At 67.1% G+C, this 25040-nt stretch carries 31 protein-coding genes; 12 read left to right on the top strand and 19 right to left on the bottom strand.

Annotation, left to right across the window (positions count from 1 at the left end; genetic code table 11):
- Positions 1 to 130 precede the first annotated feature (130 nt).
- Entirely contained in the window at positions 131 to 973 is an 843-nt protein-coding gene (locus N1032_RS04020) for an SDR family oxidoreductase (RefSeq protein ID WP_259537581.1), read from the bottom strand.
- 170 nt (positions 974 to 1143) lie between these two features.
- Here N1032_RS04020 and N1032_RS04015 point away from each other — a divergent pair, with 170 nt between their 5' ends.
- From N1032_RS04015 to N1032_RS04005, 3 genes are all read left to right on the top strand, one after another.
- A complete protein-coding gene (locus N1032_RS04015) occupies positions 1144 to 2100 on the top strand; it encodes a helix-turn-helix transcriptional regulator (RefSeq protein ID WP_259537580.1) in 957 nt (318 codons plus the stop codon).
- 2 nt (positions 2101 to 2102) lie between these two features.
- A complete protein-coding gene (locus N1032_RS04010) occupies positions 2103 to 2696 on the top strand; it encodes a dihydrofolate reductase family protein (protein ID WP_259537979.1) in 594 nt (197 codons plus the stop codon).
- A gap of 199 nt (positions 2697 to 2895) precedes the next feature.
- Positions 2896 to 3549, top strand: a complete 654-nt coding sequence (locus N1032_RS04005; protein ID WP_259537578.1) for a M15 family metallopeptidase — start codon at positions 2896 to 2898, stop codon at positions 3547 to 3549.
- 18 nt (positions 3550 to 3567) lie between these two features.
- Here N1032_RS04005 and N1032_RS04000 read toward each other — a convergent pair whose 3' ends face one another.
- The 3 genes from N1032_RS04000 to aceA all read right to left on the bottom strand — a co-directional run bounded on the left by N1032_RS04000 (position 3568) and on the right by aceA (position 8267).
- Positions 3568 to 5181 carry a Na+/H+ antiporter gene (locus tag N1032_RS04000; RefSeq protein ID WP_259537576.1) on the bottom strand — a complete coding sequence of 538 codons (1614 nt, stop codon included), beginning with the start codon at positions 5179 to 5181 and terminating at the stop codon, positions 3568 to 3570.
- Positions 5182 to 5219: 38 nt separating this feature from the next.
- Positions 5220 to 6875: a malate synthase A gene (gene aceB, locus N1032_RS03995; RefSeq protein WP_259537575.1), complete on the bottom strand. Its 1656-nt coding sequence runs from the start codon at positions 6873 to 6875 to the stop codon at positions 5220 to 5222.
- Positions 6876 to 6965: 90 nt separating this feature from the next.
- Entirely contained in the window at positions 6966 to 8267 is a 1302-nt protein-coding gene (aceA, locus tag N1032_RS03990) for an isocitrate lyase (protein WP_259537574.1), read from the bottom strand.
- Positions 8268 to 8530: 263 nt separating this feature from the next.
- Between aceA and N1032_RS03985 the strand changes: the two genes are divergently transcribed.
- The 3 genes from N1032_RS03985 to N1032_RS03975 all read left to right on the top strand — a co-directional run bounded on the left by N1032_RS03985 (position 8531) and on the right by N1032_RS03975 (position 11335).
- Entirely contained in the window at positions 8531 to 9004 is a 474-nt protein-coding gene (locus N1032_RS03985; RefSeq protein ID WP_259537572.1) for a cupin domain-containing protein, read from the top strand.
- Positions 9001 to 9729, top strand: coding sequence for an alpha/beta hydrolase family protein (locus N1032_RS03980; RefSeq protein ID WP_259537571.1), 729 nt, complete (start codon positions 9001 to 9003; stop codon positions 9727 to 9729). The genes N1032_RS03985 and N1032_RS03980 overlap by 4 nt, the downstream gene beginning before the upstream one ends.
- A gap of 175 nt (positions 9730 to 9904) precedes the next feature.
- Positions 9905 to 11335, top strand: coding sequence for a helix-turn-helix domain-containing protein (locus tag N1032_RS03975; protein ID WP_310795915.1), 1431 nt, complete (start codon positions 9905 to 9907; stop codon positions 11333 to 11335).
- Between the two features lie 34 nt (positions 11336 to 11369).
- On the opposite strand, the gene N1032_RS03970 is transcribed toward N1032_RS03975, so the two are convergent.
- The 3 genes from N1032_RS03970 to N1032_RS03960 all read right to left on the bottom strand — a co-directional run bounded on the left by N1032_RS03970 (position 11370) and on the right by N1032_RS03960 (position 13283).
- Positions 11370 to 11714 (bottom strand): hypothetical protein, encoded by a 345-nt coding sequence (locus tag N1032_RS03970; RefSeq protein WP_407932997.1) that lies wholly within the window; start codon positions 11712 to 11714, stop codon positions 11370 to 11372.
- Entirely contained in the window at positions 11714 to 12148 is a 435-nt protein-coding gene (locus tag N1032_RS03965; RefSeq protein WP_259537977.1) for a prevent-host-death protein, read from the bottom strand. The genes N1032_RS03970 and N1032_RS03965 overlap by 1 nt, the downstream gene beginning before the upstream one ends.
- A 112-nt stretch (positions 12149 to 12260) precedes the next feature.
- Positions 12261 to 13283, bottom strand: a complete 1023-nt coding sequence (locus tag N1032_RS03960) for an aldo/keto reductase (RefSeq protein WP_259537569.1) — start codon at positions 13281 to 13283, stop codon at positions 12261 to 12263.
- 93 nt (positions 13284 to 13376) lie between these two features.
- On the opposite strand from N1032_RS03960, the gene N1032_RS03955 reads away from it, so the two are divergent.
- Positions 13377 to 13943, top strand: coding sequence for a TetR/AcrR family transcriptional regulator (locus tag N1032_RS03955; protein ID WP_259537568.1), 567 nt, complete (start codon positions 13377 to 13379; stop codon positions 13941 to 13943).
- Between the two features lie 21 nt (positions 13944 to 13964).
- Here the strand turns inward: N1032_RS03955 and N1032_RS03950 are convergent, their stop codons facing one another.
- On the bottom strand, positions 13965 to 14579 hold the full coding sequence (locus N1032_RS03950; protein WP_259537566.1) for a TetR/AcrR family transcriptional regulator: 615 nt from the start codon (positions 14577 to 14579) through the stop codon (positions 13965 to 13967).
- Between the two features lie 121 nt (positions 14580 to 14700).
- Between N1032_RS03950 and N1032_RS03945 the strand changes: the two genes are divergently transcribed.
- Both N1032_RS03945 and N1032_RS03940 read left to right on the top strand, forming a co-directional pair.
- Complete coding sequence (locus N1032_RS03945; protein WP_259537565.1) at positions 14701 to 15099, top strand: nuclear transport factor 2 family protein; 399 nt, start codon at positions 14701 to 14703, stop codon at positions 15097 to 15099.
- A 110-nt stretch (positions 15100 to 15209) separates the two neighbouring features.
- Positions 15210 to 15593 carry a cupin domain-containing protein gene (locus tag N1032_RS03940; protein WP_259537564.1) on the top strand — a complete coding sequence of 128 codons (384 nt, stop codon included), beginning with the start codon at positions 15210 to 15212 and terminating at the stop codon, positions 15591 to 15593.
- A 273-nt stretch (positions 15594 to 15866) separates the two neighbouring features.
- Here N1032_RS03940 and N1032_RS03935 read toward each other — a convergent pair whose 3' ends face one another.
- Positions 15867 to 16268: a hypothetical protein gene (locus N1032_RS03935; protein WP_259537563.1), complete on the bottom strand. Its 402-nt coding sequence runs from the start codon at positions 16266 to 16268 to the stop codon at positions 15867 to 15869.
- 52 nt (positions 16269 to 16320) lie between these two features.
- Between N1032_RS03935 and N1032_RS03930 the strand changes: the two genes are divergently transcribed.
- Positions 16321 to 16692, top strand: a complete 372-nt coding sequence (locus tag N1032_RS03930) for a PH domain-containing protein (RefSeq protein ID WP_259537562.1) — start codon at positions 16321 to 16323, stop codon at positions 16690 to 16692.
- A gap of 565 nt (positions 16693 to 17257) precedes the next feature.
- Here the strand turns inward: N1032_RS03930 and N1032_RS03925 are convergent.
- Genes N1032_RS03925 through N1032_RS03915 form a run of 3 tightly spaced genes read right to left on the bottom strand, consistent with a single transcriptional unit; the run spans position 17258 to position 18425 of the window.
- Entirely contained in the window at positions 17258 to 17650 is a 393-nt protein-coding gene (locus tag N1032_RS03925; protein WP_259537561.1) for a hypothetical protein, read from the bottom strand.
- Positions 17593 to 17838 carry a hypothetical protein gene (locus N1032_RS03920; RefSeq protein ID WP_259537560.1) on the bottom strand — a complete coding sequence of 82 codons (246 nt, stop codon included), beginning with the start codon at positions 17836 to 17838 and terminating at the stop codon, positions 17593 to 17595. Before N1032_RS03920 ends, N1032_RS03925 begins: the two co-directional genes overlap by 58 nt.
- A gap of 2 nt (positions 17839 to 17840) precedes the next feature.
- Complete coding sequence (locus tag N1032_RS03915) at positions 17841 to 18425, bottom strand: helix-turn-helix domain-containing protein (protein ID WP_259537559.1); 585 nt, start codon at positions 18423 to 18425, stop codon at positions 17841 to 17843.
- A 72-nt stretch (positions 18426 to 18497) separates the two neighbouring features.
- Here N1032_RS03915 and N1032_RS03910 point away from each other — a divergent pair, with 72 nt between their 5' ends.
- On the top strand, positions 18498 to 18797 hold the full coding sequence (locus tag N1032_RS03910; protein ID WP_259537558.1) for a cupin domain-containing protein: 300 nt from the start codon (positions 18498 to 18500) through the stop codon (positions 18795 to 18797).
- Positions 18791 to 18961 carry a cupin domain-containing protein gene (locus N1032_RS03905; RefSeq protein ID WP_259537556.1) on the top strand — a complete coding sequence of 57 codons (171 nt, stop codon included), beginning with the start codon at positions 18791 to 18793 and terminating at the stop codon, positions 18959 to 18961. The genes N1032_RS03910 and N1032_RS03905 overlap by 7 nt, the downstream gene beginning before the upstream one ends.
- Before the next feature lie 238 nt (positions 18962 to 19199).
- Here the strand turns inward: N1032_RS03905 and N1032_RS03900 are convergent, their stop codons facing one another.
- Genes N1032_RS03900 through N1032_RS03870 form a run of 7 tightly spaced genes read right to left on the bottom strand, consistent with a single transcriptional unit; the run spans position 19200 to position 24837 of the window.
- The gene (locus N1032_RS03900; RefSeq protein WP_259537555.1) at positions 19200 to 20222 is read right to left on the bottom strand and encodes an NADPH:quinone reductase; all 1023 of its coding nucleotides are present in this window, start codon (positions 20220 to 20222) and stop codon (positions 19200 to 19202) included.
- Positions 20223 to 20238: 16 nt separating this feature from the next.
- Positions 20239 to 21264, bottom strand: a complete 1026-nt coding sequence (locus N1032_RS03895) for a major royal jelly family protein (protein WP_259537554.1) — start codon at positions 21262 to 21264, stop codon at positions 20239 to 20241.
- An 11-nt stretch (positions 21265 to 21275) separates the two neighbouring features.
- Entirely contained in the window at positions 21276 to 21701 is a 426-nt protein-coding gene (locus N1032_RS03890) for a GlcG/HbpS family heme-binding protein (RefSeq protein WP_259537553.1), read from the bottom strand.
- Between the two features lie 57 nt (positions 21702 to 21758).
- On the bottom strand, positions 21759 to 22442 hold the full coding sequence (locus tag N1032_RS03885; protein ID WP_259537551.1) for an alpha/beta fold hydrolase: 684 nt from the start codon (positions 22440 to 22442) through the stop codon (positions 21759 to 21761).
- A 14-nt stretch (positions 22443 to 22456) separates the two neighbouring features.
- Positions 22457 to 22936 (bottom strand): hypothetical protein, encoded by a 480-nt coding sequence (locus tag N1032_RS03880; protein WP_259537550.1) that lies wholly within the window; start codon positions 22934 to 22936, stop codon positions 22457 to 22459.
- 33 nt (positions 22937 to 22969) lie between these two features.
- Positions 22970 to 23572: an HdeD family acid-resistance protein gene (locus N1032_RS03875; RefSeq protein WP_259537549.1), complete on the bottom strand. Its 603-nt coding sequence runs from the start codon at positions 23570 to 23572 to the stop codon at positions 22970 to 22972.
- An 11-nt stretch (positions 23573 to 23583) separates the two neighbouring features.
- Positions 23584 to 24837 (bottom strand): PucR family transcriptional regulator, encoded by a 1254-nt coding sequence (locus N1032_RS03870; protein ID WP_259537548.1) that lies wholly within the window; start codon positions 24835 to 24837, stop codon positions 23584 to 23586.
- Between the last annotated feature and the right edge of the window lie 203 nt (positions 24838 to 25040).

The raw sequence follows: 25040 nt of genomic DNA, 5'->3' as shown, positions 1-25040 counted from the left end.
ACCGCGATGAAGTCGGGGTCGACCCCGAAGACCTGAGCCTTCTGAATCAGCGGAATTTCGCGGGTTCGCGCATGAGGGCGGCTCTAACGTGCGAATTTCCGCTGATTCGAACCGCTACCCAGCCGTGAGCTCAGTCGTCGAACGAGAGCGAGGCCGACAGGTCGCGGTTCGCCTCGATCTGGGCGCGGATGGTGGCGAGGTTCTGCTCCTCCCCCGCCATGGCGTCGGCACCGGCCAGGAAGCGCAGGGGCAGCGCGCCCGAGTCGGATAGCGTGACGATCGCTCGGCCGAGCTTCTGCGGGTCGCCACCCTGCGTGCCGTTCATGCCCTTCCACGCCTCGATGGTCGAAGCGGTGTGCTCGGCGTAGTCGTCGATGGTCAGCTCGGGCCAGATGGTCGAAGCGCCCTCGACCAGCAGCTCGGTGCGGAAGAACCCCGGCTCGACGGCCATGGTCGAGATGCCGAAGGGTGCCACGTCGAAACGGAGCGACTCCATCCAGCCCTCGAGCGCGAACTTCGAGGCGGCGTAGGCGGCGACGAACTCCTGCCCGATCAGCCCGGCCATCGAGGTGACAGTGATCACCTGGCCCGACCGCTGCCGTCGCATCACCGGCAGGATGGCGCGGGTGATGGTGAGCGGCCCGAAGAAGTTGGTCTCCATCTGAGCTCGCAGCTGCTCCGGGCTGATGTTCTCGAAGAAGCCGGCGACGAAGTTGCCGGCGTTGTTCACGAGCACGTCGATGCGGCCGAACCGCTCGAGGGCGGCATCCGTCGCCGTCTGCGCGGCCGCGGCATCGGTGATGTCGAGGGCGACGGTGAGCAGGTTCTCGTGCGCGCCCACGGCGTCGAGCACCCGCTGCGGGTCGCGGCCGGTCGCGACCACGTGGTGGCCGGCGGCGAGCGCCGCGCGGGCGATCTCGATTCCGAGGCCGCGGCCGGCTCCGGTGATGAACCAGACATTCTTCTCAGGCATGGTGTTTCGGTCTCTCTTGTTCGATGGGCTGGCACCGGATGCGCCGTCGGGCGGTTGCGGTGACGTGATGTCTTCGAGTCAAAGCGATCCATCGCGGGCGAGGCAGACCCTCCCTATCCGGTTAATGGCAGACACCCCCTCGATTCGGGTCGTCGGCGTAGATTCGGGGCATGGAGACTCCGAACGACATCCGCGAGTTCCTGACCACGCGGCGGGCCAGGCTGAGCCTCGCCCAGGCCGGCCTGCCCGATTACGGCGGCCGGCGCCGCGTGCCCGGACTCCGCCGGGAAGAGGTCGCGCTGCTGGCCGGCATGAGCTCGGAATACTATGTGCGGCTCGAACGCGGCAACGCACGCGGCGTCTCCGAGGCGGTGCTCGAAGGGGTCAGCCGCGCGCTGCAGCTCGACGACGCCGAGCGCTCGCACCTCTACGACCTGGTGCGAGCGGCCAACGAGGGCCGGCAACCGCAGCGCCGTCGCGGGGCCGCTCGCGCGCCGCAGATCCGGCCCGCACTGCAGCAGTTGCTCGACACGATGACCGACGTGCCGGCGTTCGTGCAGAACGGTCGGCTCGACATCCTGGCGATCAACGCGCTCGGACGCGAGGTGTTTTCAGAGCTCTTCGTGCAGCCACAGCGGCCGGCCAACTTCGCGCGGTTCGTCTTTCTCGACCCACGGGCCGCCGCGTTCTATCGCAACGCCGACGACGCCGGCGCGCAGACCGTCGCCCTCCTCCGCGCCGAGGCGGGGCGGGCGCCGCACGACCGCATCCTCAGCGACCTGGTGGGCGAACTCTCCACCCGCAGTGAGCCCTTCCGCGCGCTCTGGGCGTCGCACGATGTGCGCGAGCACCGCACCGGCGTGAAGGCCATCACCCATCCCGACGTGGGCGACCTCGACCTCGACTTCGAGGCCATGACCCTCGCGGCCGACCGCGGGCTGCAGCTCATCGCCTACAGCGCGCCGGCCGGATCGCCGTCGGCCGATGCGCTGCGGGTGCTCGCGAGCTGGACTGCGCCGCCGGCCGGAGCAGACCCCGGGCCGTCGGTGCTCACAGAAAAGACGGTGGCCGCCGAAACGACGGAGCTCACAGAAAAGACAGTGCTCACAGAAGAGAACGGTGCGTGACCATGAGAGAACTCGTGTTGAAGATGTCGATGTCGCTCGACGGTTTCATCGCCGGCGAGCGCGCCGAGTCGGATTGGATGTTCCGCGCGAGCACTCCCGACTCGGCGGCGTGGCTGATCGAAACCCTGTCGGGAGCGGGAACGCACATCTCGGGCCGGCGGCTGTTCGAGACCTGGGCGGGGCTCTGGCCGGTGTCGCCGAGCCCGGTGGCGGCGCCGATGAACGCTCATCCGAAGGTCCTGTTCACCCGGCAGGCGACGTACCGGCCCGCCGAGCACGTGGCCGAGAACGCGTCGTCGGCGGTCGCCTCCGAATGGGGCGGATCCCGGGTGGCGAACGGCGATCTGGTCGCCGAGATCGAGCGGCTGAAGCAAGAGCCCGGCGACTACATCCTCGCCCAGGGCGGCGTCGAGTTCGGCCGCAGCCTCGTGCGGGCCGGCCTGATCGACGAGTACCGGCTGGCCGTGCTGCCCGTCGCGCTCGGCCAGGGCGAGGGCTTGTTCAGCGGGCTGACGGATGAACTCGACCTGACGCTGACCGGGTCGACCACGTTCGCCGGCGGCGTGATGGTGAACGTCTACCGCCCGGCGAGCTGATCGAGCTGAGTTGAGTTGAGCTGAGCTGACCGGGGCCTGCCGGGGCGGCCCGCCGAGCGGGCCCCGGCACCTGCGGACCGATCGGTTCGCCGGAGGTACCGCGGCACGTCGACCTGCGGGGTGCTGATCGGGCCGCGCTGCCGATTCGCTCGGGCGAGCGCGTGGCGAGGCTGGATCCTGTCTCGAAAGGATCGTCATCGTGCCATTCCGCCCTCTCTCCCACCCCCTCTCCGTGGCCCTCGGTGCCGCTGCCCTGCTCGCCGTGAGCGGATGCGCGTCGGCCGCGGCCCTCACATCGTCGCAGGGAGTAGTCGAGCCGGCTCGACCCTCCTTCGCCGGTGATTCCGACGACACCGGCGGCGGCTCCGGCGACGACTTCGGCGACGGTTCCGGCGGCGACCCGGCCCGCCCCCTCGGCCCCGACGACGGCTACATCCCCGACGGCGACACCGTCGCCCTCACCGACGACGTGCCGGCGGTCACCCGCCTCGACCCCGCCCTGCGCGCGGCGCTCACGAGCGCCGAAGCGGCAGCCGCAGCCGACGGCGACGGCGACGTGCGCTTCACCCTCGTCGACGGCTGGCGCAGCGACCGCTACCAGCAGTTTCTGTTCGACCGCGCCGTCGACCGCTACGGCGACGCCGACGAAGCCGCCCGGTGGGTGAAGACCCCTGCCGAGTCGAAGCACGTCAGCGGCCAGGCCGTCGACATCGCCACCGCCGACGCCATGGACTGGCTCAACCGGTTCGGCGCCCCGTTCGGCCTCTGCCAGGTCTACGCCAACGAGGCCTGGCACTTCGAGCTCGCGGCGGTCGACGGCCGCCCCGACCAGCTTCCGGATGCCGCGGGCTGAGCGAAACGGGCCGACCCCCTACGACGGGCTCTTGTCGCCGCGCCGGTGCCCCAGGTTGAGCTCGGTCTCCTCCACGTCGATCTTCGCGAGCACCGATTTCACGGCCCGCTCCTGGTAGCGGCCCTCGGCCCGCGCCGACAGCACCGCCTCGCGTTCGGCCTGGATCATCACGCGCCGCAACCGGTTGTAGGCCTCTGCGGGCTCCTCGAACCCCTCCGCCGCCGGGTTCTCGAGCGCGTCGCTCAAGAAGGTCGCGTTGATGCGCAGGCGGTCGACGACGCGCTGCTCGACGGCATCCGTCACCTCGGATTCCAGCCGCGCCAGCCCGAAGTTCTGCGCCTCGGCGAGCAGCATGCGCACCTCGGTCATCTCCTGCGAGAAGTCGGGCGGCGGCAGCTTGAGCAACCGGATGAAGTAGGGCAGTGCGACGGTCTCGAGCAGCGTTCCCACCACCACCACGAACGCCAGGAACTGCAAGAAGGCCCGACCTGGAGTCTCTTCGGGCAGCAGGAAGACGGCCGCGAGCGTGACCACGCCCCGGATGCCGGCGAGCGACACCGCGATGCCGGTGCGCCAGCTCCACCCCCGTTGTCGCAGCAGTCGGGGGCCGAACCGGTAGACCGAGGTGGTGAACAGCATCCACACCAGCCGGGCGAGGAAGATGACGAGCAGAAGCGCGATCGAGATCACGATCGTCTGCCACACGCCCGGGCCGTCGGACAGCGCGGCTTTGAGAATCGAGAACAGGCTGAGCCCGATGAACAGGAACACCGCGTTCTCGAGCAGGAACTGGATGGTGCGCCAGTTGAGCGACTCGGCGATGCGCGACTCCGCCGTTTGGATGACCGGCGCGCGGAACCCGAGGTAGAGCCCGGCGACGACCACGGCGAGCACGCCCGAGCCGTGCAGGAACTGCGCCGGGATGAAGGCCAGGTAGGGCGTGATCAGCGAGAGGCTGGTGTCGAGCACGGGCGCCTTGAGCTGCTTGCGGATGAACCCCAGCACGAACCCCACGATGAGCCCCACCCCGACGCCCACGACCACGGCGATCACGAACTCGAGCACGATGCCCCAGGGCGTGAGCGGCGCCGCACCCACGTTCGCGGCGCTCATGATGGCGGCGATGGCGGCGTTCAGGGCCACGAGGGCGGTCGCGTCGTTGAGCAGGCTCTCGCCCTCGAGCACCGTGACGAGCCGCCGGGGCAGATTCAGCCGACCCGCGATGGCGGTCACCGCGACCGCGTCGGTAGGAGCAACGACGGCACCGAAGGCGAACGCGGCCGCGAGCGAGATGGCCGGCACGATCAGCCAGGCGGTGAGCCCGACCGTCACGACGGTGAAGGCCACCAGGCCCACCGAGAGCAGCAGGATGCCGTCGCGCCTCGCCCGCACGTCGGAGAACGAGGTGCGGATGGCGGCGGCGAACAGCAGCGGCGGTAGCAGCCCGTAGAGGATGAAGTCGGGCTCGACCTCGATGGTCGGCACCCACGGGATGAACGACACCGCGGCACCCACCAGCACGAGCACGATCGGGGCCGACCAGCCGACCCTGCGCGAGAGGCCCGTGACCGTCACGGTGACCGCGACGAAGGCGACCACCCAGACGATCGTCGCCACCGGATCCACAGTCATGCCCACCATTATGGTGGGCACGACCGCGGCCGGTGGCGTCAGGCGGCCGCCATCTGCGCTTTGCTCTCACGCGCCGACGGCTGGTCGACGAGGTAGTGGGCGTAGGCCGGAATGGTGAGGAAGGTCGGGAAGTCGTCTTCGAGGGCGACCATCCGCACGATGTTCTCGGCGTCGTCGAACCGGTCGGAGAGCGAGCGGTCCTGCTCGCGCAGCACCTCGTGCAGCAGATGCCCGACGTGCTCGCGCGTGATGCGGGTGCCCTGCTCGGTCACGATGCCCTGGTGGATCCACTGCCACAGCTGCGACCGCGAGATCTCCGCCGTCGCCGCGTCTTCCATCAGGTTGTCGAGAGCCGCGGCGCCCACCCCGCGGAGCCAGCTCTCGATGTAGCGCAGGGCGATCGACACGTTCGACCGCACCCCGGCATCCGTCACCCGCGGTTCGAGCGAGCTGAGATCGACGAGTTGGGCCGCCGTCACCTCGACCTCGGGCCGGGTGCGCTCGAGCTGGTTCGGGCGGTCGCCGAGCACCGCGTCGAACTCGGCTCGGGCGGTGTCGATGAGCCCCGGATGCGCCACCCAGGTGCCGTCGAACCCGTCGCCGGCCTCGCGGCGCTTGTCGTCGGCCACCTTGGCGAGTGCGCGCTCGGTGACCTCGGGGTCGCGGCGGTTCGGGATGAAGGCGCTCATGCCTCCGATGGCATATGCCCCCCGCTTGTGGCAGGTCTGCACGAGCAGCTCGGTGTAGGCGCGCATGAACGGCACCGTCATGGTGATCTGATCGCGGTCGGGCAGCACGAAGCTGCGGCCGCGGTCGCGGTAGTTCTTGATCAGGCTGAAGATGTAGTCCCAGCGGCCGGCGTTGAGACCGGCGGCGTGGTCGCGCAGCTCGTAGAGGATCTCGTCCATCTCGAACGCGGCCGGGATGGTCTCGATCAGGATGGTCGCGCGGATGGTGCCGTGCGGGATGCCGATGGCGTTCTCGCTGAAGGTGAACACGTCGTCCCACAGCCGGGCCTCGAGGTGGTTCTCGAGCTTCGGCAGGTAGAAGTAGGGCCCGCGCCCGGTCTCGATCAGCGCCTGAGCGTTATGGAAGAAGTAGAGCCCGAAGTCGGTGAGGCTCGCCGACGCGGCCCGGCGGTGGCCGGCGCGATCGGTGAAGGCCAGGTGCTTCTCCACCAGGTGCCAGCCACGGGGGCGCATGATGATGGTCGGCGTCTGGTCGGTCTCGACGCGGTATTGCCGGCCGTCGTCGCTCGTGTAGTCGACCTGACCGCGGATGGCGTCGAATAGGTTCACCTGACCGCCGATGACGTTGCTCCAGGTGGGGCTCGTGGCGTCTTCGAGGTCGGCGAGCCAGGCCCTGGCGCCGGAGTTGAGCGCGTTGATCGTCATCTTGCGGTCGGTGGGCCCCGTGATCTCGACGCGGCGGTCTTCGAGCCCGGGCCCGGCGCCGGCGACGCGCCATTCGGTGTTCTCGCGCACCGATGCGGTCTCGGGCAGGAACCGCAGGTCGCGGCCGTTCTCGATCGACTTGCGACGCAGCATCCGGTCGTTCAGCCGTTCTTGCCGGCGGCCGGCGAACTGCGCGTGCAGTCGGGCGAGAAAGTGCAGGGCCTCGGGGGTGAGGATCTCGTCGAAGCGGTCGCCGAGCTCGGCGTTCACGCTGATGGTGGGAGTGGTGTGCGGAGACATGTCAGGGGCCTTTCGGAGTCGATTCGATTCGTGTCTGCGGTGGAGCGGTGCCGAGCGGAACGGTGCCGGGCGGAGCCGAGCGATTCGGCGTCAGTGGAACTGCTCGGATTCGGTCGACCCCACGAGCGCGAGCGTGGCGCTCTCGGGGTTCAGGGCCGTGGCGATTCGATCGAAATAGCCGGTGCCGACTTCGCGCTGGTGGCGCGTCGCCGTGTAACCGTCGGCCTCGGAGGCGAATTCGGCCTCCTGCAGCTCGACGTAAGCGCTCATGTGGGTCTCGCCGTAGCCGCGGGCGAGCGTGTACATGGAGTGGTTGAGGGCGTGGAAACCCGCGAGGGTGATGAACTGGAACGCGTAGCCCATCGCCGACAGGTCGCTCTGGAAGGTGGCGATCTGCGCATCCGTGAGCTTGCTCTTCCAGTTGAAGCTCGGGCTGCAGTTGTAGGCGAGCAGCTTGCCGGGGAACTCGGCGTGCACTGCCTCGGCGAAGCGTCGGGCGAGCTCGATGTCGGGTTCGGATGACTCGACCCAGAGCAGGTCGGCATAGGGAGCGTAGGCGAGGCCGCGCGAGATGACGGTGTCGATGCCGGGGGTGGTTCCGTAGAAGCCCTCGGGGGTGCGGGTGCCGTCGAGGAAGGGCTGGTCGCGGGAGTCGACGTCGCTCGTGATGAGGTTGGCGGCGAGCGAGTCGGTGCGCGCGATGATGATGGTCGGCACGCCGGCGACATCCGCCGCCAGCCGTGCCGCGTTGAGGGTGCGGATGTGCTGCGAGGTGGGGATGAGCACCTTGCCACCCATGTGCCCGCACTTCTTCTCGCTGGCGAGCTGGTCTTCCCAGTGCACGCCCGCGGCCCCCGCCTGGATCATCGACTTCATGAGCTCGTAGGCGTTGAGCGGCCCTCCGAAGCCGGCCTCGGCATCTGCCACGATCGGGGCAAGCCAATCGATGTCGCTCTCGGCGCTGCCCGTCTCGGCGAACTCGATCTGGTCGGCGCGCAGTAGCGCGTTGTTGATGCGGCGCACCACGGCCGGCACCGAGTTGGCCGGGTAGAGGCTCTGGTCGGGGTAGGTCTGGCCGCTGAGGTTGGCGTCGGCGGCGACCTGCCAGCCCGAGAGGTAGATGGCCTTGAGCCCGGCGCGCACCTGCTGCACGGCCTGATTGCCGGTGAGGGCGCCGAGGGCGGCGACCCATTCGCCGTCGCGGTGGAGCAAGTTCCAGAGATTTTCGGCGCCGCGGGCGGCGAGGGTGTTGTCTTCGGCCACTCGTCCGCGCAGGGCCACGACGTCGTCGGCGCTGTAGTCGCGCTGAATGCCGTTCCAGCGGGCGTCGGTCTTCCAGCTCCGCTCGAGGTCGGCGGCGGTCTGGGTCTGGTCTCCGGGGCGGGTGGTCATGACGGGTGCTCCAATGCGGTCTGCCATCGCAGCGGGAAAGCTGCTCGAGTTCGACTCTGCGGCCTTCGCACCCCGTCAAGTCCGGGCTCGTCGCCAGAAGTACCGGCGTTCTTCTGCTCTCAGGAAGAACAGCGGATGTCGCGGCCCGGCGCATCCCGAGCGCTCACGTGTTACAACCTCGTGACGAGTGAAAACTTTTCGTGCAATCCGGTGGCGCCTCGGGCACACTGGCTCCACTGCATCTTGGAACGAGGGGAACGACGATGACCGAGGAAATCATTCTGGGAGACCTGCCGGCCGGCATCGTGCGGGCCGACGAGGCCTTCGGGGGCCGCGTCTGGAACGTGCTGGGCCACACCTACACGACCAAGATCGAGAGTGCGAGCACCTACTCGTGGCTCTCGTTCGACCCGGCGGGCACCGGTGTTCCCCCGCACGTTCACCCCACGCAAGACGAGTTCATCTATGTGTTCGAGGGCGTCTACACGCTCTATCTCGACGGGCAGTGGACCACCGCCGGCCCCGGCGACCTGGTGCAGATGCCGCGCAACCTGCCGCACGCCTACTACAACAAGCAGGAGTCAGACGCGAAGTCGTTGTTCTGGGTCAGCCCCGGCGGCAAGCTGGCGAACCTGTTCAGCCTGCTGCACAACGTGACCGACCCCGACGAGGTGGTTCGGCTCTCCGCGGCCAACGGCGTCGACTTTCTCGCGCCGGGCACCGTCGAAGGAGCGTGACGGCGACAGCGGCCGGGCCGGCCGGGCCCGACCGAACCCTGCGCTACGGACCGGGCGACGATCAGCACCTCTCGTTCTCCGTGCCGCGCGGGCAGGCGCGCGGCACGGTGGTGTTGATCCACGGAGGCTATTGGCGAGCGCCGTTCACGGCCGACCTCATGCGACCGCTCGTGCCCGAGTTCACCGATCGGGGCTGGGCGGTGGCGAACGTGGAGTATCGACGGGGCCGGGCCGGGTGGCCGGCGATGCGCGACGACCTCGCGTCGGCGCTGGCTCTGGCGCGGTCGCAGAGCTCGGACGCGCGACTGGCGATCTTCGGGCACTCGGTGGGCGGCCAGCTGGCCTTGCTCGGCGGGGAGCCCGGTGACGCGATCGTGGCGCTGGCGCCCGTCACCGACCTCGCGCGCGGCTACCGGGAGGGCATCGGCGAGGGGGCGGTCGCCGAGTTCTTCGGCGAGCGGCCCGACGCGATTGCCGAGACGTATGCAGCGGCTTCCCCGCTGGCGCAGCTGCCACCGCGCGGCGAGGTCATGATCGTGCACGGCGCCGACGACGCCCGCGTGCCCGTCGGCCACACCCGCGACTACCTCGTGGGCGCCCAGGCGGCCGGCGCCCGAGCGAGTCTTCTCGAATTGCCGCAGCTTTCGCACCTGGACGCGATCGCGCCCGACGCCCCGCACTGGCCGAAGGTGCACGCGTGGCTCGGTCAGTGGGCAGGCCGCTGAGGGGCGGCATCCGTCGGTCGAATTGCCGCCCGAATTCGGCGATTCAGAGCGCACCACTCGCCTTCGCAACGAATTACCCCGAAAGTTTCGCGATTCTTCTGTTTTTCTGAAGATCCGGGGGTGAGGGGCTGTCGGCATGCCCCCACAACCTTCCGGGCCCGTCGAAGATGACTACATGCTCGATTCATTGACGATCGGCCGTCGCATCCGCCAGCTGCGTTCCGAGCGCGGCCTGACCCTCGACGATCTCGGTGCCGCGATCGGCCGTGCGCCCTCGCAGGTGTCGGTGATCGAGAACGGCAGGCGCGAGCTGAAGCTCGGCGAGCTGCAGCGTTTCGCCACCGTCTTCGACGTGTCGATCGACCAGCTGCTCTCGTCGGAGCCTCCCACCCGCCGGGCGGCGCTCGAGATCGCGCTGGAGCGGGCGCAGCGGGGCCCGCTGTTCGCGTCGCTCAACCTGCCGGCCCTGCCGGTGCGCAAGTCGCTCAGCGACGACGCGATCAAGACCATCCTGGGCCTGCACCGCGAGCTCGAACGCATCCACGGTGAGCGCGCGGCCACCCCCGAGGAGGCCCGCCGGGCGAACACCGAGCTGCGCCGCACGATGCGCCGGCGCCACAACTACTTCGCCGATCTGGAGCAGACGGCGGCATCCCTTCACGCGGCCGTGGGCCATGCAGGTGGGCCGTTGTCGCAGCGCCTGGTGTCTGATCTCGCTTCGCATCTCGGCTTCACGCTGCACTACGTGGGCGACTTGCCCGGTTCGACCCGCTCGGTCACCGATCTGCGCAACGGCCGCATCTATGTGCCGCTCGGTCAGTCACCGGATGCCGACCCCCGCTCGGTCGTGCTGCAGGCGTTGTCGTCGCACGTGCTGCGGCACGCCGAACCGCGCGACTACGCCGAGTTCCTGCAACAGCGGGTCGAGACCAACTATCTGGCCGCGGCGCTGCTCATTCCCGAGAGTGGGGCGGTCGGCATCCTGTCGGCGGCGAAGGATGCGCGCGAGCTGTCGGTGGAAGATCTGCGTGACGCCTTCGGTGTGAGCTATGAGACGGCTGCCCACCGTTTCACGAATCTGGCCACGCACCATCTCGACATTCCCGTGCACTTTCTCAAGGTGCACGAGAACGGCACCCTGTCGAAGGCCTACGAGAACGACAACGTGACCTTCCCGACCGATGCCCTGGGCTCGGTGGAGGGGCAGACGGTGTGCCGCTTCTGGAGTGCGCGGCGGGTGTTCGATGTGGAAGACCGCTTCAGCCCCTACCACCAGTACACCGACAAGCCGACGGGCACCTACTGGTGCACCTCACGCATCCAGGCGGGGGCGACCGGCCAGTTCTCGGTCTCGGTGGGAACGGCGTTCGCGCACGCGAAGTGGTTCCGCGGTCGCGACACGGCGAACCGGTTCACATCGACCTGCCCCGACGAGTCGTGCTGCCGTCGCCCGCCCGAGGCGCTCGCGGCCGCCTGGGCCGGCCAGTCGCACCCCTCCGCGCGCCTCAACTCGTCGCTGCTCGCCGCCATGCCCACCAGCGGGTTCACCGGCGTCGACACCACCGAGGTCTTCGAGTTCCTCGACCGCCATGCGCCGGGCGCGTGACCTGCGGAGGGCCAAGGAGCGCAGCAAGTTCGTTCTACTTCGTGGCGTTCGGATGATGGGTGTGAACCTGCTCCAAATAGACGACCTGACCGGAGACATAGAACCAGATGCGCGCATCGCCCTGGCGCGTGGGCTTGTGCTGCCACCGCGTGTATTGCTCTCGACCCTGTGTCACAACGCCGAGGGCGCCCTTCAGCGGATAGTTCGCTGGAGTCACCTCCAAGGGCGAACGCGTCAAGAAATCCCACGAGTCGGTCAACGCGTTTCGGCTCGTCGCTCGAAGGTCTGTCCATCCTTTCTGGGCCTGAACCGACGCGAAGCGGATCTCGTACTCACTCTTCTTCGTGGGACGATGAACTTTCACCTCCTGCCCGATCATCAGGGGCGGTCGACCCGGATCTCGTCTCCCAGCCAGTCGACGGGTGAGTCGACCAGACCGGCGGCGAGCGCCGTCGCCGTCTCGCGCCACGACGTCAACTCCGCAGCGATCAGATGCGCTTGTCCGGTCGCGAACGATGCTCGAGCCGCGTCGACGAGATCGGCAGCGCACCGCACCCGATCAGCCTGGCCCAGGGCCAGCATCCAGGGATACGCGTTGGCCATCCGCTCTGCAAGACTCCCCCGGTCGTCGATGGCCACCGCAATCAGTTGTGCGGCGAACTGGAGTAGCTGCTCGCGAGAGTCAGAGTCACGCTGCGACATGAGAACGAGATTCTCGCCATCGCGCCGGGTCACGCTGACGGGTGCTTCCTCCGCGGCCGCGAACACGCGCGGCGCGTTTCGACTGAGATCTGATGACGGGAACGCGAGCATGCTTTCATCATACTTCAGATTATGTTCTGAACTCCGGTCAAGAGTCAGTTCAGCCATGTCGCCTCCCAGTCGAGTCAGTTGCCAAGTATTGCTCATCTTAGCTGGCGGCTGGCTACCGCGCCGACCGTGACCCGTCGGGACGCCGGCGCAGTGCGGCATCCGTGACCTCGGGCCCGCGATAGACCATGTCCATCGCGCCGATGCTCTCGCCGGGCGGAACGATGGCGTCGATGCGGTCGAGGATCTCGTCTGACAACGACACGTCGGCGCCGGCGAGGGTGTCTTCGAGTTGTTCCATGGTGCGTGGCCCCGCGATCGCGGAGGTGACACCCGGATGCGCGATCGTGAACGCCATCGCCAGGTGCGTCAGCGGCAGGCCCACCTCCTGCGCCAGCTGGACGAGTTCTTCGATGGCCGCGAGCCGGCGCTCGTCACGGAAGTGCCGCATGCCGGTGCTTGCCCGGAAGTTGTCGTTGCTCTGACCCGCGCGGTACTTACCCGAGAGCGCGCCGCCGGCGAGCGGGCTGTAGACAAGCGTGCCCATGCCGTAGCGCTGGGCCACGGGCAGAATCTCGCGCTCGATCTCGCGGTCGAGAATGGAGTAGTTCGGCTGCTCGGTGCGGAATCGTTCCAAGCCGCGCCGTTCCGACATCCATTGGGCTTCGACGATCTCGGAGCCGCGCATCGACGACGTGCCGATCGCGAGCACCTTGCCCTCGCGCACGAGGTCGGTGAGGGCGGATAGCGTTTCGTCGATGTCGGTCTCGGGGTCGGGACGGTGCAGCTGGTAGAGGTCGATGCGGTCGGTGCGCAGATTGCGGAGGGAGCGTTCGACGGCCTGCCGGATCCACCGGCGCGAGGCACCCCGGTGGTTCACGTCGTCGTCGACGGGCCCCCAGAACTTGGTGGCGAGCACGACCTCGTCGCGTCTGCCGACCAGTGCTTCGCCGACGACCTCCTCGGAGTCGCCGTAGCGATCGGCGGTGTCGATGAAGTTGATGCCGCCGTCGAGCGCGCGATGGATGATGCGCACGCCTTCCTGCCGGTCGGGGTTGCCGAACGAGCCGAGCATCATGGCGCCGAGCGCATAAGGCGTCACCTTCATTCCGGTGCGGCCGAGGGGGCGATACTGCATGGGGTCCTCCTGTAGGATCGGATACGGAACATCGTTCCGCAATCTCTCGACCACTATACGGAACGTTGTTCCGAATAAGCAAGGGGCTCTGTCGTGACCTCATCGGATGCGCCGCGCAAGGTGCGAGCGGATGCGCGCCAGAACCTCGACACCCTGCTGGTCGCGGCACGGACGGTGTTCGCTCGCTCGGGGGTGGATGCCCCTGCCCGTGACATCGCGGCAGAGGCGGGCGTCGGGGTCGGCACGCTCTACCGGCACTTCCCGAACCGGGCCGAGCTGGTGGCCGCCGTCTTCACGACGGAGATCGATGCCACGGCTGCGGCCGCGACCTCCCTGCTGGAGGAGCACCCGCCCGGCGAGGCCCTCGACCTGTGGATCACCCGCTTCACCCGCTTCGTCGCCACCAAGCAGGGGCTGTCCGCCGCGCTACGCTCGGGCGATCCGGCGTTCGACGCCCTCCCCGCGCACTTCACCGCCAAACTGGGCCCGGCCATCACGTCGCTGCTCGACGCGGCGGCTGCGGCCGGCGAGGTGCGCCCCGGCGTCGATCCCCTCGAACTCCTCCAGGCGGTTGGCGACCTGAGTCACCGCGCCCCCTCCCCCGACGGGTCGCCGAACCCGATGGTGCGGCTCCTGCTCGACGGCCTCCACGTGCGCTAGCGCCGGGACGCTCCGTGGAGATCAGGTCGCGGCGTCAGCGCCCTTGGCGCCCTCCGCGCCGAGACTGAGCGCTCTCTCGAAGGCCTGGCGCGTGGCCTGAACCAGGTTCTCGGGCTGGGCCGTAGCGCGAGCGGTCTCATAACAAGCAAGCGCGATCTGGCTGGCGAAACTCGCCACCGCCTCATCCCACCCGTTCTCGACGAGCAGGGCGCCGAGGCGGCGGGCGATCAGCTGCGCCTTGGCCGCACCGCGCCCCTGCAACACGATGTTGCCCTCGACGAGCTGCTCGTGACGCCGGTATTCGTCGGGATCTTCGCTGATGTGCGCGCACACCTGCAGGAACAGCGGTTGCACTGCTCGGAGTGCGCCGGCAGCCGACCGGGAACTGGTGGGCGCGGAGTCGAGGTTCCCGAGCGTCAGCGCGTCGAGGATCGCCTGCTCGCGCGCGAAGACGACCTCCTGCTTGTCGCCGAAGTGCCGGAAGAACGTCGTGCGGCCGACTTCGGCCCGTTCGGCGATGTCAGACACCGAGACGCTGTCGAAGCCGTGCTCGGCGAACAACTCTGCCGCCGCCCGCAGGATGCGCTCACGGGCCGCCTTCTGCTTGCGCTCGATCAGAGGAACAACCGACGTCATGGCACGACTCTATCGCACTGCGTACAGTTCGGGTCTCTAAACCAGTGTGGCTTGCATTCCGTTTGGTACTGAGTACCATTGCCGTATCCGCGAAAGTCGCGGCCGAGACGAGGGACGAATCATGAACAACGACGACCGCTGGAACATCACCGACACATTGAGCCTGGTAGGACACGTCTTCGATGACGGACGGCTCGACGAGATCGACGCCGTCTTCACCGCCGACATCGTCTACGACATGAGCGCCCTGGGGATGCCGGTGATCACCGGCATCGACGGCGCACGCGCAGCGGCGCAGCAGATGGGCACCCACGGCCCCATCGCCCACTTCGTGACCAATGTGGTCATCGTCAGCGAGAACGGCGACGAGGTCGCGGTCGACTCCAAGGGCCTCATGCTCATGGCAGACCAGACCACGAACGCCGCGGTCGTCAACCACGACGTGCTGCGCCGCACGCCCAACGGATGGCGCATCGCGCGCCGTGTCATCGTTCCGACGGGTTCCAACCGATCAGCCTGAGGCGCATCTGCGCGTCACACGGAGCAACTGTTCACGTCCTACAACGGGCAGGCTCCATCGCTGGCGCCTTCGACGCACTGCGCGCGCGGCCCAGGGCCGACGATGGAGCCATGACTTCTCTTCACGGAATCGACATCTCCGCTGAACTCCGCCAGGTAGAGGCTCACTGGACCCCGCGGGTCGTCGGACGCGTGAACGACCAGTACGTGAAGGTGGCGAAGCTGCTCGGCGAGCTGGTGTGGCACGCCCACGACGCCGAGGACGAGATGTTCCTCGTCGTCTCCGGTCGGCTGCGCATCCAGCTCCCGGGCGACGAGGAGGTCGTGCTCACTCCGGGACAGTTCTACGTCGTGCCTCGAGGCGTGCGGCACAATCCCGTCGCGGAGGAGGAGGTCGAGATCGTGCTCATCGAAACCGTCACGACCGCACACACGGGCGACGTCGTGGTCTCGGGCACTGTTCCGGTCGAGAGGCAACTCGGCGACTTCCGCTGAGCCTGCGGCTCGCCACGGTGTGAAGCGAAGTGCCTCGTTCAGCCGAAGTTTCTGGTTTGCAACTTCAGTTGCACCGTAGTCTCCACTGCCATATCTCTTGAGACATCATCACTTTCGTTGACCCTTCGACTTGCAAGCCCCTACGCGGCAGCCGTTTGTCGACAGATGATTGATATCTGGAGCGAAGCCCAGCCCGCCCGTGACGCCAGCTCGCCCAGCCTCGCCGACTTCGTTGTGAGCCGCATGAGCTGCGCCCAGACGAGGCGGAACCCTTCACGGGTGAAACCGGGGCTCGGTCGTGTAGAGACCATATGTGGCGTCCGTCAGGGTCATCGTCGGGATCACGCAGACGTTGTTGATCCCCTCCGCGAACTCATCGATGAGCGAATCGCTCGGCAATCCTGTTCCGCCGTCAATCTTGTTTCTAGCCGCCGTGAGAATATCCGCTGCTCCTGCAAACTGTTGAGCAGGAGTCATGACGTTCAGCCAGTCATCGCAAGTCGTCTCGGAGTACGAAGCGGTCCAGGTCTGCGTGTATTTATCGACCGCGGCGGGTGTGACATCCGGCGTCGAACACGACGAAAGGAGAATCGCACCTGCGGCAATGATTAGGGAAGCGCAAATTCGCGTGGCTACATCGCCCATGATCACCCCCGAAGCTATGGCATCGATCATAGCTCCGCCCCTGCCGACCCTTCGACAGTCGTCGATCTGCGAGACTAGCGCGATGGAAGCCGCCGCACTTATGACCTGGACCCTTCAAAACGAGATTCCCATCCCACCCGATGTGACCCCACTTCTCCTCGACGGCGAACAAGCCATCGCCGCATTCAAAACCTTCCGAGACTCCGCCGTCTTCACCACCAAGCGGCTCATCGTCAGAGACGCCCAGGGAATCACGGGCAAGAAGGTCGAGATCTATTCCCTTCCTTACTCATCCATCAACATGTGGTCCTCCGAGAACGCCGGCAAACTCGACTTCAACTCCGAAATCGAACTCTGGACACGAGCAGGCCACATCAAGGTCAAGCTCTCGAAGGGCGCAGATGTACGCCGCCTCGACAGCCTCATCGCCTGGGCCGTACTACAATCTCACTAGCGCCATTTATGTTCGTGCCGTGACGCAGCCATACTTCATATGTTGCGTTTTGGCATGAGATTGCAGCACCATTGCCGATCTCGTCGATGACCCTGGCACAGACATCTCCCGCGTCGCGGACGCTCCGAGGGATGCTGAACGTTCCGGCGCAGATCTGGACACCAGACGGCTCATCCAACTGCAGGGCACCCACTCCAAGCGTCTCGTATACCCGAGAGGAGCCGACCTCTACTCGCTCCGATTAGTGACGCAGTTCGATGAGGAACGGCTGCGATTTGCTGACGCACACCAACCCAAGCGAAATGTCGCGGCGCTTTCGAACGACCGCGTTCTTTCCGCACTCTCCTCCCTCGAGCACCTGAATACGCGACACAGCCCGGTGAAATCGGCGACGAGGCCCAACCGCCGCACGATCAGACGCCGAGCTTCTCCCCCGCAACATCTCGGCGCTTGCGATGGAGACACTTGCCGACAACCCGATCACGGTGATCGGCGGCGCCCGTCAAGTCGGCAAGAGCACATTTGTATGGCACCTCATCGAAACGCGCGCCCTCATCGTTCGCAATCACAACGCAAACCGCTCCGGCGTCTCGGGCACGTGGGGCGGGCCCTCGGCGAGGATCGCCGCGACGATGCTCACCGCGCGTGGAGCGAGACTGTCGCCAGGATAGAACTCCTCATAGAAGTCCTCGCAAGCCTCGAGGGTATGCACGTGACACAGCCCGAGAGGGCGACGGATGTCACCGGTATCACGGCCAGGCCGGTTGGCCCGCAGCTTCATAGCGAGCAGAGCCTCCTTGGAAGCCACCTGGATGAGGATGCCGTCCTGGTCGTAGATCGTCTCCCATTCGACTTCGCGCCCAAGCGTCGGGAGTGCATCAGCTCCGGTGACTTCGAAGTTCAGCCAGGCCTGGTCCCAGTCGTGTCGCTCGGCGACCCGCGCGGCGGCAGCCGCCACTTCTTCGTCACTGCCGGGGCGAACGTGGAGTGAGTCGAGATCTTGCGTAGTCCCGCGATCGAAGTAACGCAGGGCCAGTGCAGCCCCGCCCACGAGTCGGATGCCCGCCACTGATCGCCCGCACGGAGCTCGGCGATGAGCTCGCGCAGGCCCGCGATGATGTCGTCGCGGTCCAGAGCGCCGGGCATGGTCAGACGCTAGCGAAGGTGTCACGCCAGGCGAGTACGCCCCGCTCGGCGAACTCATCGGGCACCTCGGAACGCGGCGGCACCGGGTCTGCGGGATCCACCTCAAGCGTCCGCGGTTTTGCCAGAAAGCGCCCTGGCTGGTCGACCCAGGCCGGCAGCGGGATGCCCTCCGCATCCAGCCGCCACGCCACGAGTGCTGCGATCGCGGCATCCCAGACCGGGTCACCGGTCGACTCAGGCTCGGCGAGGCCAAGGATCCCTCGAACGAGGCCGTGCTCGGCGAGAAGGTTGTCGTTGAGCTGCAGCAAGGCGCGCAAAGCGCGATCCTTATCGCTCTCTCCGAGCTGCTTACGAATCTCCGCGGCCGCCGTCGCGGCATCGTCCCGACGAGTGGGGGCCGAGTAGAGCCGATGGCCCGCGCCGGCGAGTAGCCGATCGATCGTGCTGAAACCTGCGTCGCGACCCCGTTCAGAACGCGAAACGCTCCCCTGGTCGATCTGAGCGCGATCGGCGAGTTGCTCCTGGGTGAGCCGGCGACTCCTACGGGCGGCGCGAATCAACGTGGATGCATTTGTCACGTAGGTCACCTCCCCAGGCTCTCAATTAAAATGTCTTGAACACCATAATTCTAGCCGACCCATCGACGGTACCGTCTCGCTGTGCACGTCCTACTACGAAGGGCCTCCATCGCTGGCGCCCTCGACCTGTGGACCCTGCGCCCCAAGGCCGACGATGGAACCATGACCGCTCTTCCTGCAATCGACGTCGCCGCCGAACTCCGCCAGGTCACGGCTCACTGGACCCCACGGGTCGTCGGGCGGGTGAACGACCAGTACGTGAACGTCGCGAAGCTGCTCGGTGAGCTGGTGTGGCACGGACACGACGCCGAGGACGAGATGTTCCTCGTCGTCTCCGGCCGTCTCCGCATCCAGCTGCCGGGTGACGAAGGGTCGTGCTGACGCCAGGTCAGTTCTACGTGGTTCCTCGAGGGGTTCAGCACAATCCCGTCGCCGACGAGGAGGTCGAGATCGTGCTCATCGAGACCGTCACGACCGCACACACCGGCGATGTCGTGGTCGAGGGCACCGTTCCGGTCGAGAGGCAGGTCGGCGACTTCCGCTGAGCCGAAAAAAGCCAGGGCCGTCTCTCATGGTCCGCGCTCGCGCTTCCGACGATGACTTCGCAGCGTTCACGCGGCTGCGCGACGAGGCAGGCCGCACGGAGGCCGAGCTGCTGCGCAAGGCAAGGCATCTTCTGATCGCTCAGCGCAAGTTGGCGAGCCGATCTGGGCAGAGAGCATATCCTCGTCGATGAGACCAAGGCACGCGCCCACCGGGCGGCGGCCGCGGAACCCTATTGCGTCAACGTTCATCCGCCACATCGATGAGAACCTTCCCCACCGCGTGATTCTCGACGGCCGCGTGTGCCGCGGCGGTCTCTGCGAGAGGGAATCGAGTGATGGGAAGCCCGGCTTCCTCACCGACGCCGAGTGCACCGGATGCGACCGCGGCATTCACCGATCGAACGGCTGCCTGCTTCTCGGCTGCAGTGGTTGTGTAGGTGAGCACGAACGACATCTGGATGTTCTTGGTCATGGCGCTGCGCGAAGGGACCACGATGCTGTCCCCTCCGGGCGTGTAGATGGAGATGCCTCCATTGGGAGCGATCACGGAGACGTCCATAGGGAGGTTGACGCGGGCATTCACCTCCACGACGATCTGGGGGCCGCGCGGAATGGCGCGCCTTATCTCTGTCGCAGCATCGGTGTGGCGGTAGTCGACCACGTGATGAGCTCCGGCAGCTCGCGCCAGTGCCGCCTTCGTCTCATCACTCACGGTCGTGATGACTTCTGCTCCCGCCCACACCGCAAGCTGGATCGCCGCGTGCCCGACCGCTCCCGCACCGCCCGCGACGAGCACCGCGCGCCCCTCGAGCGATCCCTGGCGGAGTTCGGACGGACCGCCCGCGAACGATGTGAGAGTGCGATGGGCCGTCAGTGCGGGGATCCCGAGGGAGGCTCCGATCTCGAAGCCGACATGGTCGGGAAGCGCGACCACATGTATGGCGGGAACGACGACGTATTCCTGGGCTGTGCCCTCGGATCGCCGCCACGCAGCATCCCAGAGCCAGACCCGATCGCCCGGATGGAGACGATCGACCCCCTCGCCGACCGCATCGATGATGCCCGCTCCGTCTTGACCGGGTACGTGGGGCTCGCTGAAGCGCTCCCCACGCCCGTTCCGCCGCGCATCGATGTCGGTGGGGTTGACCCCCGCGACGATCACGCGAATGCGGACCTCCCCCGGGCCGGGGTCGGGCACAGGCCGCTCTATCAGCTGGAGAACGTCGACGGAGCCGGGTTCGAAATAGGCGATCGATTTCACAGGGCGATCCTGTCTCTCAGAGATGGTCGTTGTTCGCTGGTCCGACGCCGACATCGATCGAATACACGTGGAGCCGCGACTCGAGCGGGGCGGGTGCCCCGGAGAAGATCGTCATCCGGTTGAGTTCGGCCGCGGGCAGCCAGAGGCGGTTTGCGGCGTCGATCCACATCGCGTCGACCCAGAGCAGACGATCGTCCTGGATGAGGAGCGTCCGCTCGCCGGTCGGTGCGATGGTCCAGATCGCCCGGGCGTTGGTATCGCTGATGAAGATCGTGCCGTCGGCGCCTATCGCCGTGCCTCCGGTGGATGTGGTCTGCGCGTGAAGGACCACCAGCTTCGCGAGGTCCGCATCCTTCAGCTCAGAGTCGTCGATGGCTTTCGTGGGCACCGCCCAGAGGGGGCCGCAGCACGCCTGGAAGTAGAGCACGGAGCCATCGGGCGACACCTCGAGCTGGTCAGCGTGCAGCAGGACCTCGGCGCCATCGACGTCACGCAGCACGGCACCTTCGGCCGAAACGGCCTCGCCGGCCGTGGTCGTGACGTCTCCATCGAGTGCCCTGCGGGCTGCGCCGGTCGCGAGATCGAGGACGATCAGTCCGGGATCTCCGGCGTCGGTCAGGTAGGCGGTCGTCGCGTTGAAGCGCACATCGTCGATCCCGCTTCGAGGAGAAGTGACGTCGTCGAGAAGGTAGACGCGCTCGACGACATTCGAGCCCAGGCTGATCTTCACCAGCTTCGGACCGCCCTTCACGGGGGTGCCCCCGAGCCCTGGGCCACCCACGTCGACGACCCAGAGCGCCCCGTCGGGCCCGACGCGTTGCGCGTTGGCGCGCACGAAATGCGTCGCGGCATCCTTTCCCGGCTCCCAGGAGTTCCACTCCTCGTCGGGGAACGGAGTCGGTGATCCCTCCACGATCTCTGAGATCTGAGGGCCCGGCGTGCCATCGATCCGAGGCTGCACAATGAACAGCCGGCCACCGGGGCTCGAACTCACCCCCGTGCACGGGAAATCGAGGGTCAGCTCGGTTCGCAGTGAGGGCATCACGGGGCGTCTCAGACCGCACTCTTCGCGGCGAGTGCCACAACGTGGTCCTGGTCGGGGGTTCCGCCTCCTGCGCCCACCGCCCCGATCACGACTCCGTCGGCGTCGGTGATCGGCACCGCTCCCGCGACGAAGGCGAGTGCTGCGGCGGTGGATGTCTGGATGGTGAACAGGGGTGCGCCGGGTTGGACGCCGGCCTGCAGATCGGCGGTGGCCGCGCCGAAGTAGGCGGAGGTGCGTGCCTTCGCGATCGACGTGTCGATCGAGGCCAATGCAGCGCCGTCCATCCGGGCGTGGGCGACGAGATTGCCCGAGCCATCGAGTACGGCGAGCGTGTACGGGATTCCGAGTTCGGTCGCCTTGTCGATTCCGGCGTCGATGATCGAGCGAGCTGCTTGCAACGGCAGGACGATCGGTGAAACCTGGGTCGTCGTCACGGTGTTCCTTTCCAGGAGAAAGAAAGTGGCTGGGAGGGGGCGTCGGCGTTGCGGCGGTCAGACCGCGGCCGCCGCTTCCGAGATGAAGGCGGCGACTTCTTCCGGGTGGGAGAGCATCGGGACATGGCTGCTCTCCAGAGTGAGAGTGTGCGCGCTCATGCGGGCGGCAGAGTCCTTCTCGACGGCGGGCGGGATGGTGCGGTCGTGCTCGGCGACGATGTACCAGCTCGGCTTCACCCTCCAGGCTGCGGTAGAGATCGTGTCGTCGAAGCACCGCGCTGCCAGAGGGCCTTGTGTGGCGTAGATGACGTCGGTCTCGCCCGCAGGGAGGTCCTGCGCGAAGTCTTCGCGCACGCCCTTCGGCGTGAGCGCGACGTACCCTTCCCCGTAGGGCTTGATCTCGGCGGCTCCTGGCGCCGGGTCGTAGTCGGCCCACCACTGGTTGAACGACGAGCCGCTGTCGGGCGCACCGGCGGCGACGTAGACCAGGCCCTCGACTGCGCTGTGGTTGCCGGCTTCGGTGATGACGGCGCCGCCCCAGGAATGGCCGACGAGAAGCACCCGGCCGTCCATCTGCTCGATCACGCGGTGCACGGCGGCGACGTCATCAGCCAGCGAGCTGAGCGGATTCTGCACGGCGATCGCGTGGAAGCCGCGCGCTTTCAGCAAGGGGATGACCTTGGACCAGCAGGATCCATCCGCGAATGCCCCGTGGACCAAGACAATGTGTTCGACTGACATGGGTGTTCTCCTATCTAAAGATCTGAAGTGGTGATGGATGTCGCCAGCCGGGCGCTGGTCGGCTCAGGACGTTCGGCAGACTTCGCCTCGTCGGCGGCCAGTCGCGCGTCGGCCGCGGCGAGCACGTAGTACTCGGCCTCCTGCAGGGCGTAGACGGCGAAGTCGATCGCATCTTCGGCGTCGAGCTCCGCGTTGTCCGCAGCCCGGTCGGCTCGGTCGGCCTTCCGGTTCGCCTTCCTCGCCGCGGCATCCGCCTTGAGAGATGCGAACCCGTCGGCGACGGACTTCTGGAGGTCCGCCCATCCGAGGGCCAACGAGTCGGCATCGGCACTCGCCTGCGCGGAGAGTTCGCTCTGCGCCTGGTCGAGCGAGCCGCGCAGTTCGGTGAGTCGTTCGTGGACTTTGGCAGAGTTCTTCGTGTGCAGGTCGGCTGCTGAGTCCTCGAGGTTCTTGGCCTGGACGCTGAGGGCGCTGAGCTGGTCGGAGAGTGGCATGGATTCTTCCTTTCGCGGTGGGGAACGGGATGGTCAATGGGAGGTCAGGGTCATGGCGGTGGTTCGCACTGATCGCACCGTGAACGCTGCGGCGATCTCGGCAACTCCCCGGAAGATCGCCGTGATGCTGACGTAGGTGACCAGCACCACGACGCTCGCGTCGAAGGAGGCGGAGGCGAGGAATCCGAGGACGATCTGGGCGATGCCCGAGACAAGCTGCAGCCACCAACCGGGAATCGCGGTGCTGAACAGGCTGGTGACGACATCGAAGGTTCCGGCGAAGACGAAGTAGAAACCCGTCACCAGGGCGAGCGACACGAACGCGTCACCCGGCCGGATGAAGATGACGATCGCCCCCACGACGAGCAGCACGGCGAAGACGACGTGCCAGACCCGCCAGCCTCCCGGTGTGACGACCGCCCGGAGGACTTCTCCGGCCGCCGCCAGCAGCACCATCACGCCGAAGACGATCGAGACGACTTCGATGGTCGAACGGTCGAAGCGGAGTACGACGAATCCGACGGTGATCCAGGCGATTCCGGCGATGAGCGGCACCCACCAAGCGCCACCGACAGCTCGTGCGACTGACTCGATGGGGCTTCGGGCGGTGTCCGGGATGGTGTCCGTTGTGGTCATGGAATGTCTCCTCACGTTCGGTTCTGGGTGTAGCCACAGAGGGCGAGATAGACCTCGGCGGCGTCTTTGGGGCGCGAAAGCCGGCGCCCGGTCAGCTCTTCGATTCGCTGGATGCGGTTGCGCACCGTGTTCGGGTGCACGAACAGTCCCGGGGCGGCTTCGGCCGCCGATCCGCCGTGCTCGAACCATGCCTCCAGGGTTTCGAGAAGCGCTCTTCTCTCGAGTTCGCTTGTAGCCAGAACCTGCCCGAGCACATGATCGGTGACGACCTGGCTGACGTCCAGGGACGCCGCTGCCGACATGGCCACCGGGACATCGTCGAACGCGGTGATGGTTCCGGATGGCGTTGCGGCCAATGCGGTGCGTGCCAGTCGCACCATCAGCGGGATCCGCCCGGCATCGTCGAATCGCGGGCTGAGCCCGGCCGTCGACCGGGTGCCGGACAGCAGCGCCTGCACGACCGGAACGAGCCCGGCCTCATGGCTGCCGATGATGCCCAGCTGGACCGTTGAGACCATCACCCATGCCGAGACCGCACCCAGTTCCGCCAGCTGGGCCTCCACGGATGCCAGCCAGGTCGATCGGTCGTGAAGTGCGTCAGCGGCGACGACAGTCAGGTGACTGCCGCGCGGAAAGCCGAGGCGGTCGAGGGTCTCGGTGGGATTCCCGGCTTCGCGGGCGTCGAGCAGGCCGTACAGCAGGCCGGACCGCGATTGCTGCTCGCTCAGCAGCCGGCGGGTCTGCTCAAATCGGTAACCGTTCTCCAGTGCATTCGTGTAGGCGTCGTGCATCAACCAGATCTCGGAGGCCACGTCGACCAGGTCCCCTTCGGAGACCGTCCCGAGTGCTCGCGCATGTCGCACGATCTCGTTCCACAGAAACTTCGACCCGCACCTCATCGCATCGACGACATGCTCGAGCGGCACACCCTCCTTCGCGCGATCGACTCCGAGTTCGCGAGACGCGCTGAGCTTGAGGTCGGTCGACTCGTCCAGGCTCAGCAGGGAATCCACGTGCGCCGCCGTCGACGCGGCCAGTGACGCCTGCGACACCGATCTCTTCAGCCGGTAGAAGGGCACCTCGGCTCGGATCGTCTGGGCCATGCGCGATGCCAACGTCGGATCGCTGTGATTGAGTCCCGAGGTCAACGCCTGCAGAAGCTCCCAGTTGACCCGCGGAATGCTGTTCTGCAGTCCGCCGAGGTAGTCCGCATCGCGGCTCGTCGGCTGCTCGTCGAGCTCGTCATCTGATGTCTGTGCTGGCACGCTCTTATTCCCCCATTCCGTGTCGAGCGTCGTTGCCCCGCGTCCGTTCGCTGTCGTTTCCGAGAATCCCGCACGGAACGCCAGACGCCTATGGTCCCGGCCGAACTCTGGTTCGGGTCACAACGCCCTGCGACCTTCGGTGTGAGTGCCCACAATCCGTTCATCCGTTGGTCATCACCGGGGAGGACGACGATGGTGCAGCC

Origin of the sequence: Herbiconiux daphne (assembly GCF_024979295.1) — a bacterium.
In the GTDB taxonomy this organism is placed as follows: domain Bacteria; phylum Actinomycetota; class Actinomycetes; order Actinomycetales; family Microbacteriaceae; genus Herbiconiux; species Herbiconiux daphnes.
The sequence above is the reverse complement of the archived record's forward strand: the minus strand, read 5'-3'. Positions and strand labels throughout refer to the sequence as shown.

Excerpts from the sequence above, each read along its gene's own strand:
- N1032_RS03985 (WP_259537572.1), top strand. The coding sequence starts at position 8,531 with ATGACCGAGGAAATCATTCTGGGAGACCTGCCGGCCGGCATCGTGCGG.
- N1032_RS03960 (WP_259537569.1), bottom strand. The coding sequence starts at position 13,283 with ATGCAGTATCGCCCCCTCGGCCGCACCGGAATGAAGGTGACGCCTTAT.
- N1032_RS03965 (WP_259537977.1), bottom strand. The coding sequence starts at position 12,148 with ATGCTCGCGTTCCCGTCATCAGATCTCAGTCGAAACGCGCCGCGCGTG.
- N1032_RS03945 (WP_259537565.1), top strand. The coding sequence starts at position 14,701 with ATGAACAACGACGACCGCTGGAACATCACCGACACATTGAGCCTGGTA.
- N1032_RS03935 (WP_259537563.1), bottom strand. The coding sequence starts at position 16,268 with ATGATCGATGCCATAGCTTCGGGGGTGATCATGGGCGATGTAGCCACG.
- N1032_RS03975 (WP_310795915.1), top strand. The coding sequence starts at position 9,905 with ATGCTCGATTCATTGACGATCGGCCGTCGCATCCGCCAGCTGCGTTCC.
- N1032_RS03950 (WP_259537566.1), bottom strand. The coding sequence starts at position 14,579 with ATGACGTCGGTTGTTCCTCTGATCGAGCGCAAGCAGAAGGCGGCCCGT.
- N1032_RS03930 (WP_259537562.1), top strand. The coding sequence starts at position 16,321 with ATGGAAGCCGCCGCACTTATGACCTGGACCCTTCAAAACGAGATTCCC.
- N1032_RS03895 (WP_259537554.1), bottom strand. The coding sequence starts at position 21,264 with ATGCCCTCACTGCGAACCGAGCTGACCCTCGATTTCCCGTGCACGGGG.
- N1032_RS03970 (WP_407932997.1), bottom strand. The coding sequence starts at position 11,714 with ATGATCGGGCAGGAGGTGAAAGTTCATCGTCCCACGAAGAAGAGTGAG.
- N1032_RS04015 (WP_259537580.1), top strand. The coding sequence starts at position 1,144 with ATGGAGACTCCGAACGACATCCGCGAGTTCCTGACCACGCGGCGGGCC.
- N1032_RS04010 (WP_259537979.1), top strand. The coding sequence starts at position 2,103 with ATGAGAGAACTCGTGTTGAAGATGTCGATGTCGCTCGACGGTTTCATC.
- N1032_RS03875 (WP_259537549.1), bottom strand. The coding sequence starts at position 23,572 with ATGACCACAACGGACACCATCCCGGACACCGCCCGAAGCCCCATCGAG.
- aceA (WP_259537574.1), bottom strand. The coding sequence starts at position 8,267 with ATGACCACCCGCCCCGGAGACCAGACCCAGACCGCCGCCGACCTCGAG.
- N1032_RS03940 (WP_259537564.1), top strand. The coding sequence starts at position 15,210 with ATGACTTCTCTTCACGGAATCGACATCTCCGCTGAACTCCGCCAGGTA.
- N1032_RS04000 (WP_259537576.1), bottom strand. The coding sequence starts at position 5,181 with ATGACTGTGGATCCGGTGGCGACGATCGTCTGGGTGGTCGCCTTCGTC.
- N1032_RS03885 (WP_259537551.1), bottom strand. The coding sequence starts at position 22,442 with ATGTCAGTCGAACACATTGTCTTGGTCCACGGGGCATTCGCGGATGGA.
- N1032_RS03880 (WP_259537550.1), bottom strand. The coding sequence starts at position 22,936 with ATGCCACTCTCCGACCAGCTCAGCGCCCTCAGCGTCCAGGCCAAGAAC.
- N1032_RS03920 (WP_259537560.1), bottom strand. The coding sequence starts at position 17,838 with ATGCCCGGCGCTCTGGACCGCGACGACATCATCGCGGGCCTGCGCGAG.
- aceB (WP_259537575.1), bottom strand. The coding sequence starts at position 6,875 with ATGTCTCCGCACACCACTCCCACCATCAGCGTGAACGCCGAGCTCGGC.
- N1032_RS04020 (WP_259537581.1), bottom strand. The coding sequence starts at position 973 with ATGCCTGAGAAGAATGTCTGGTTCATCACCGGAGCCGGCCGCGGCCTC.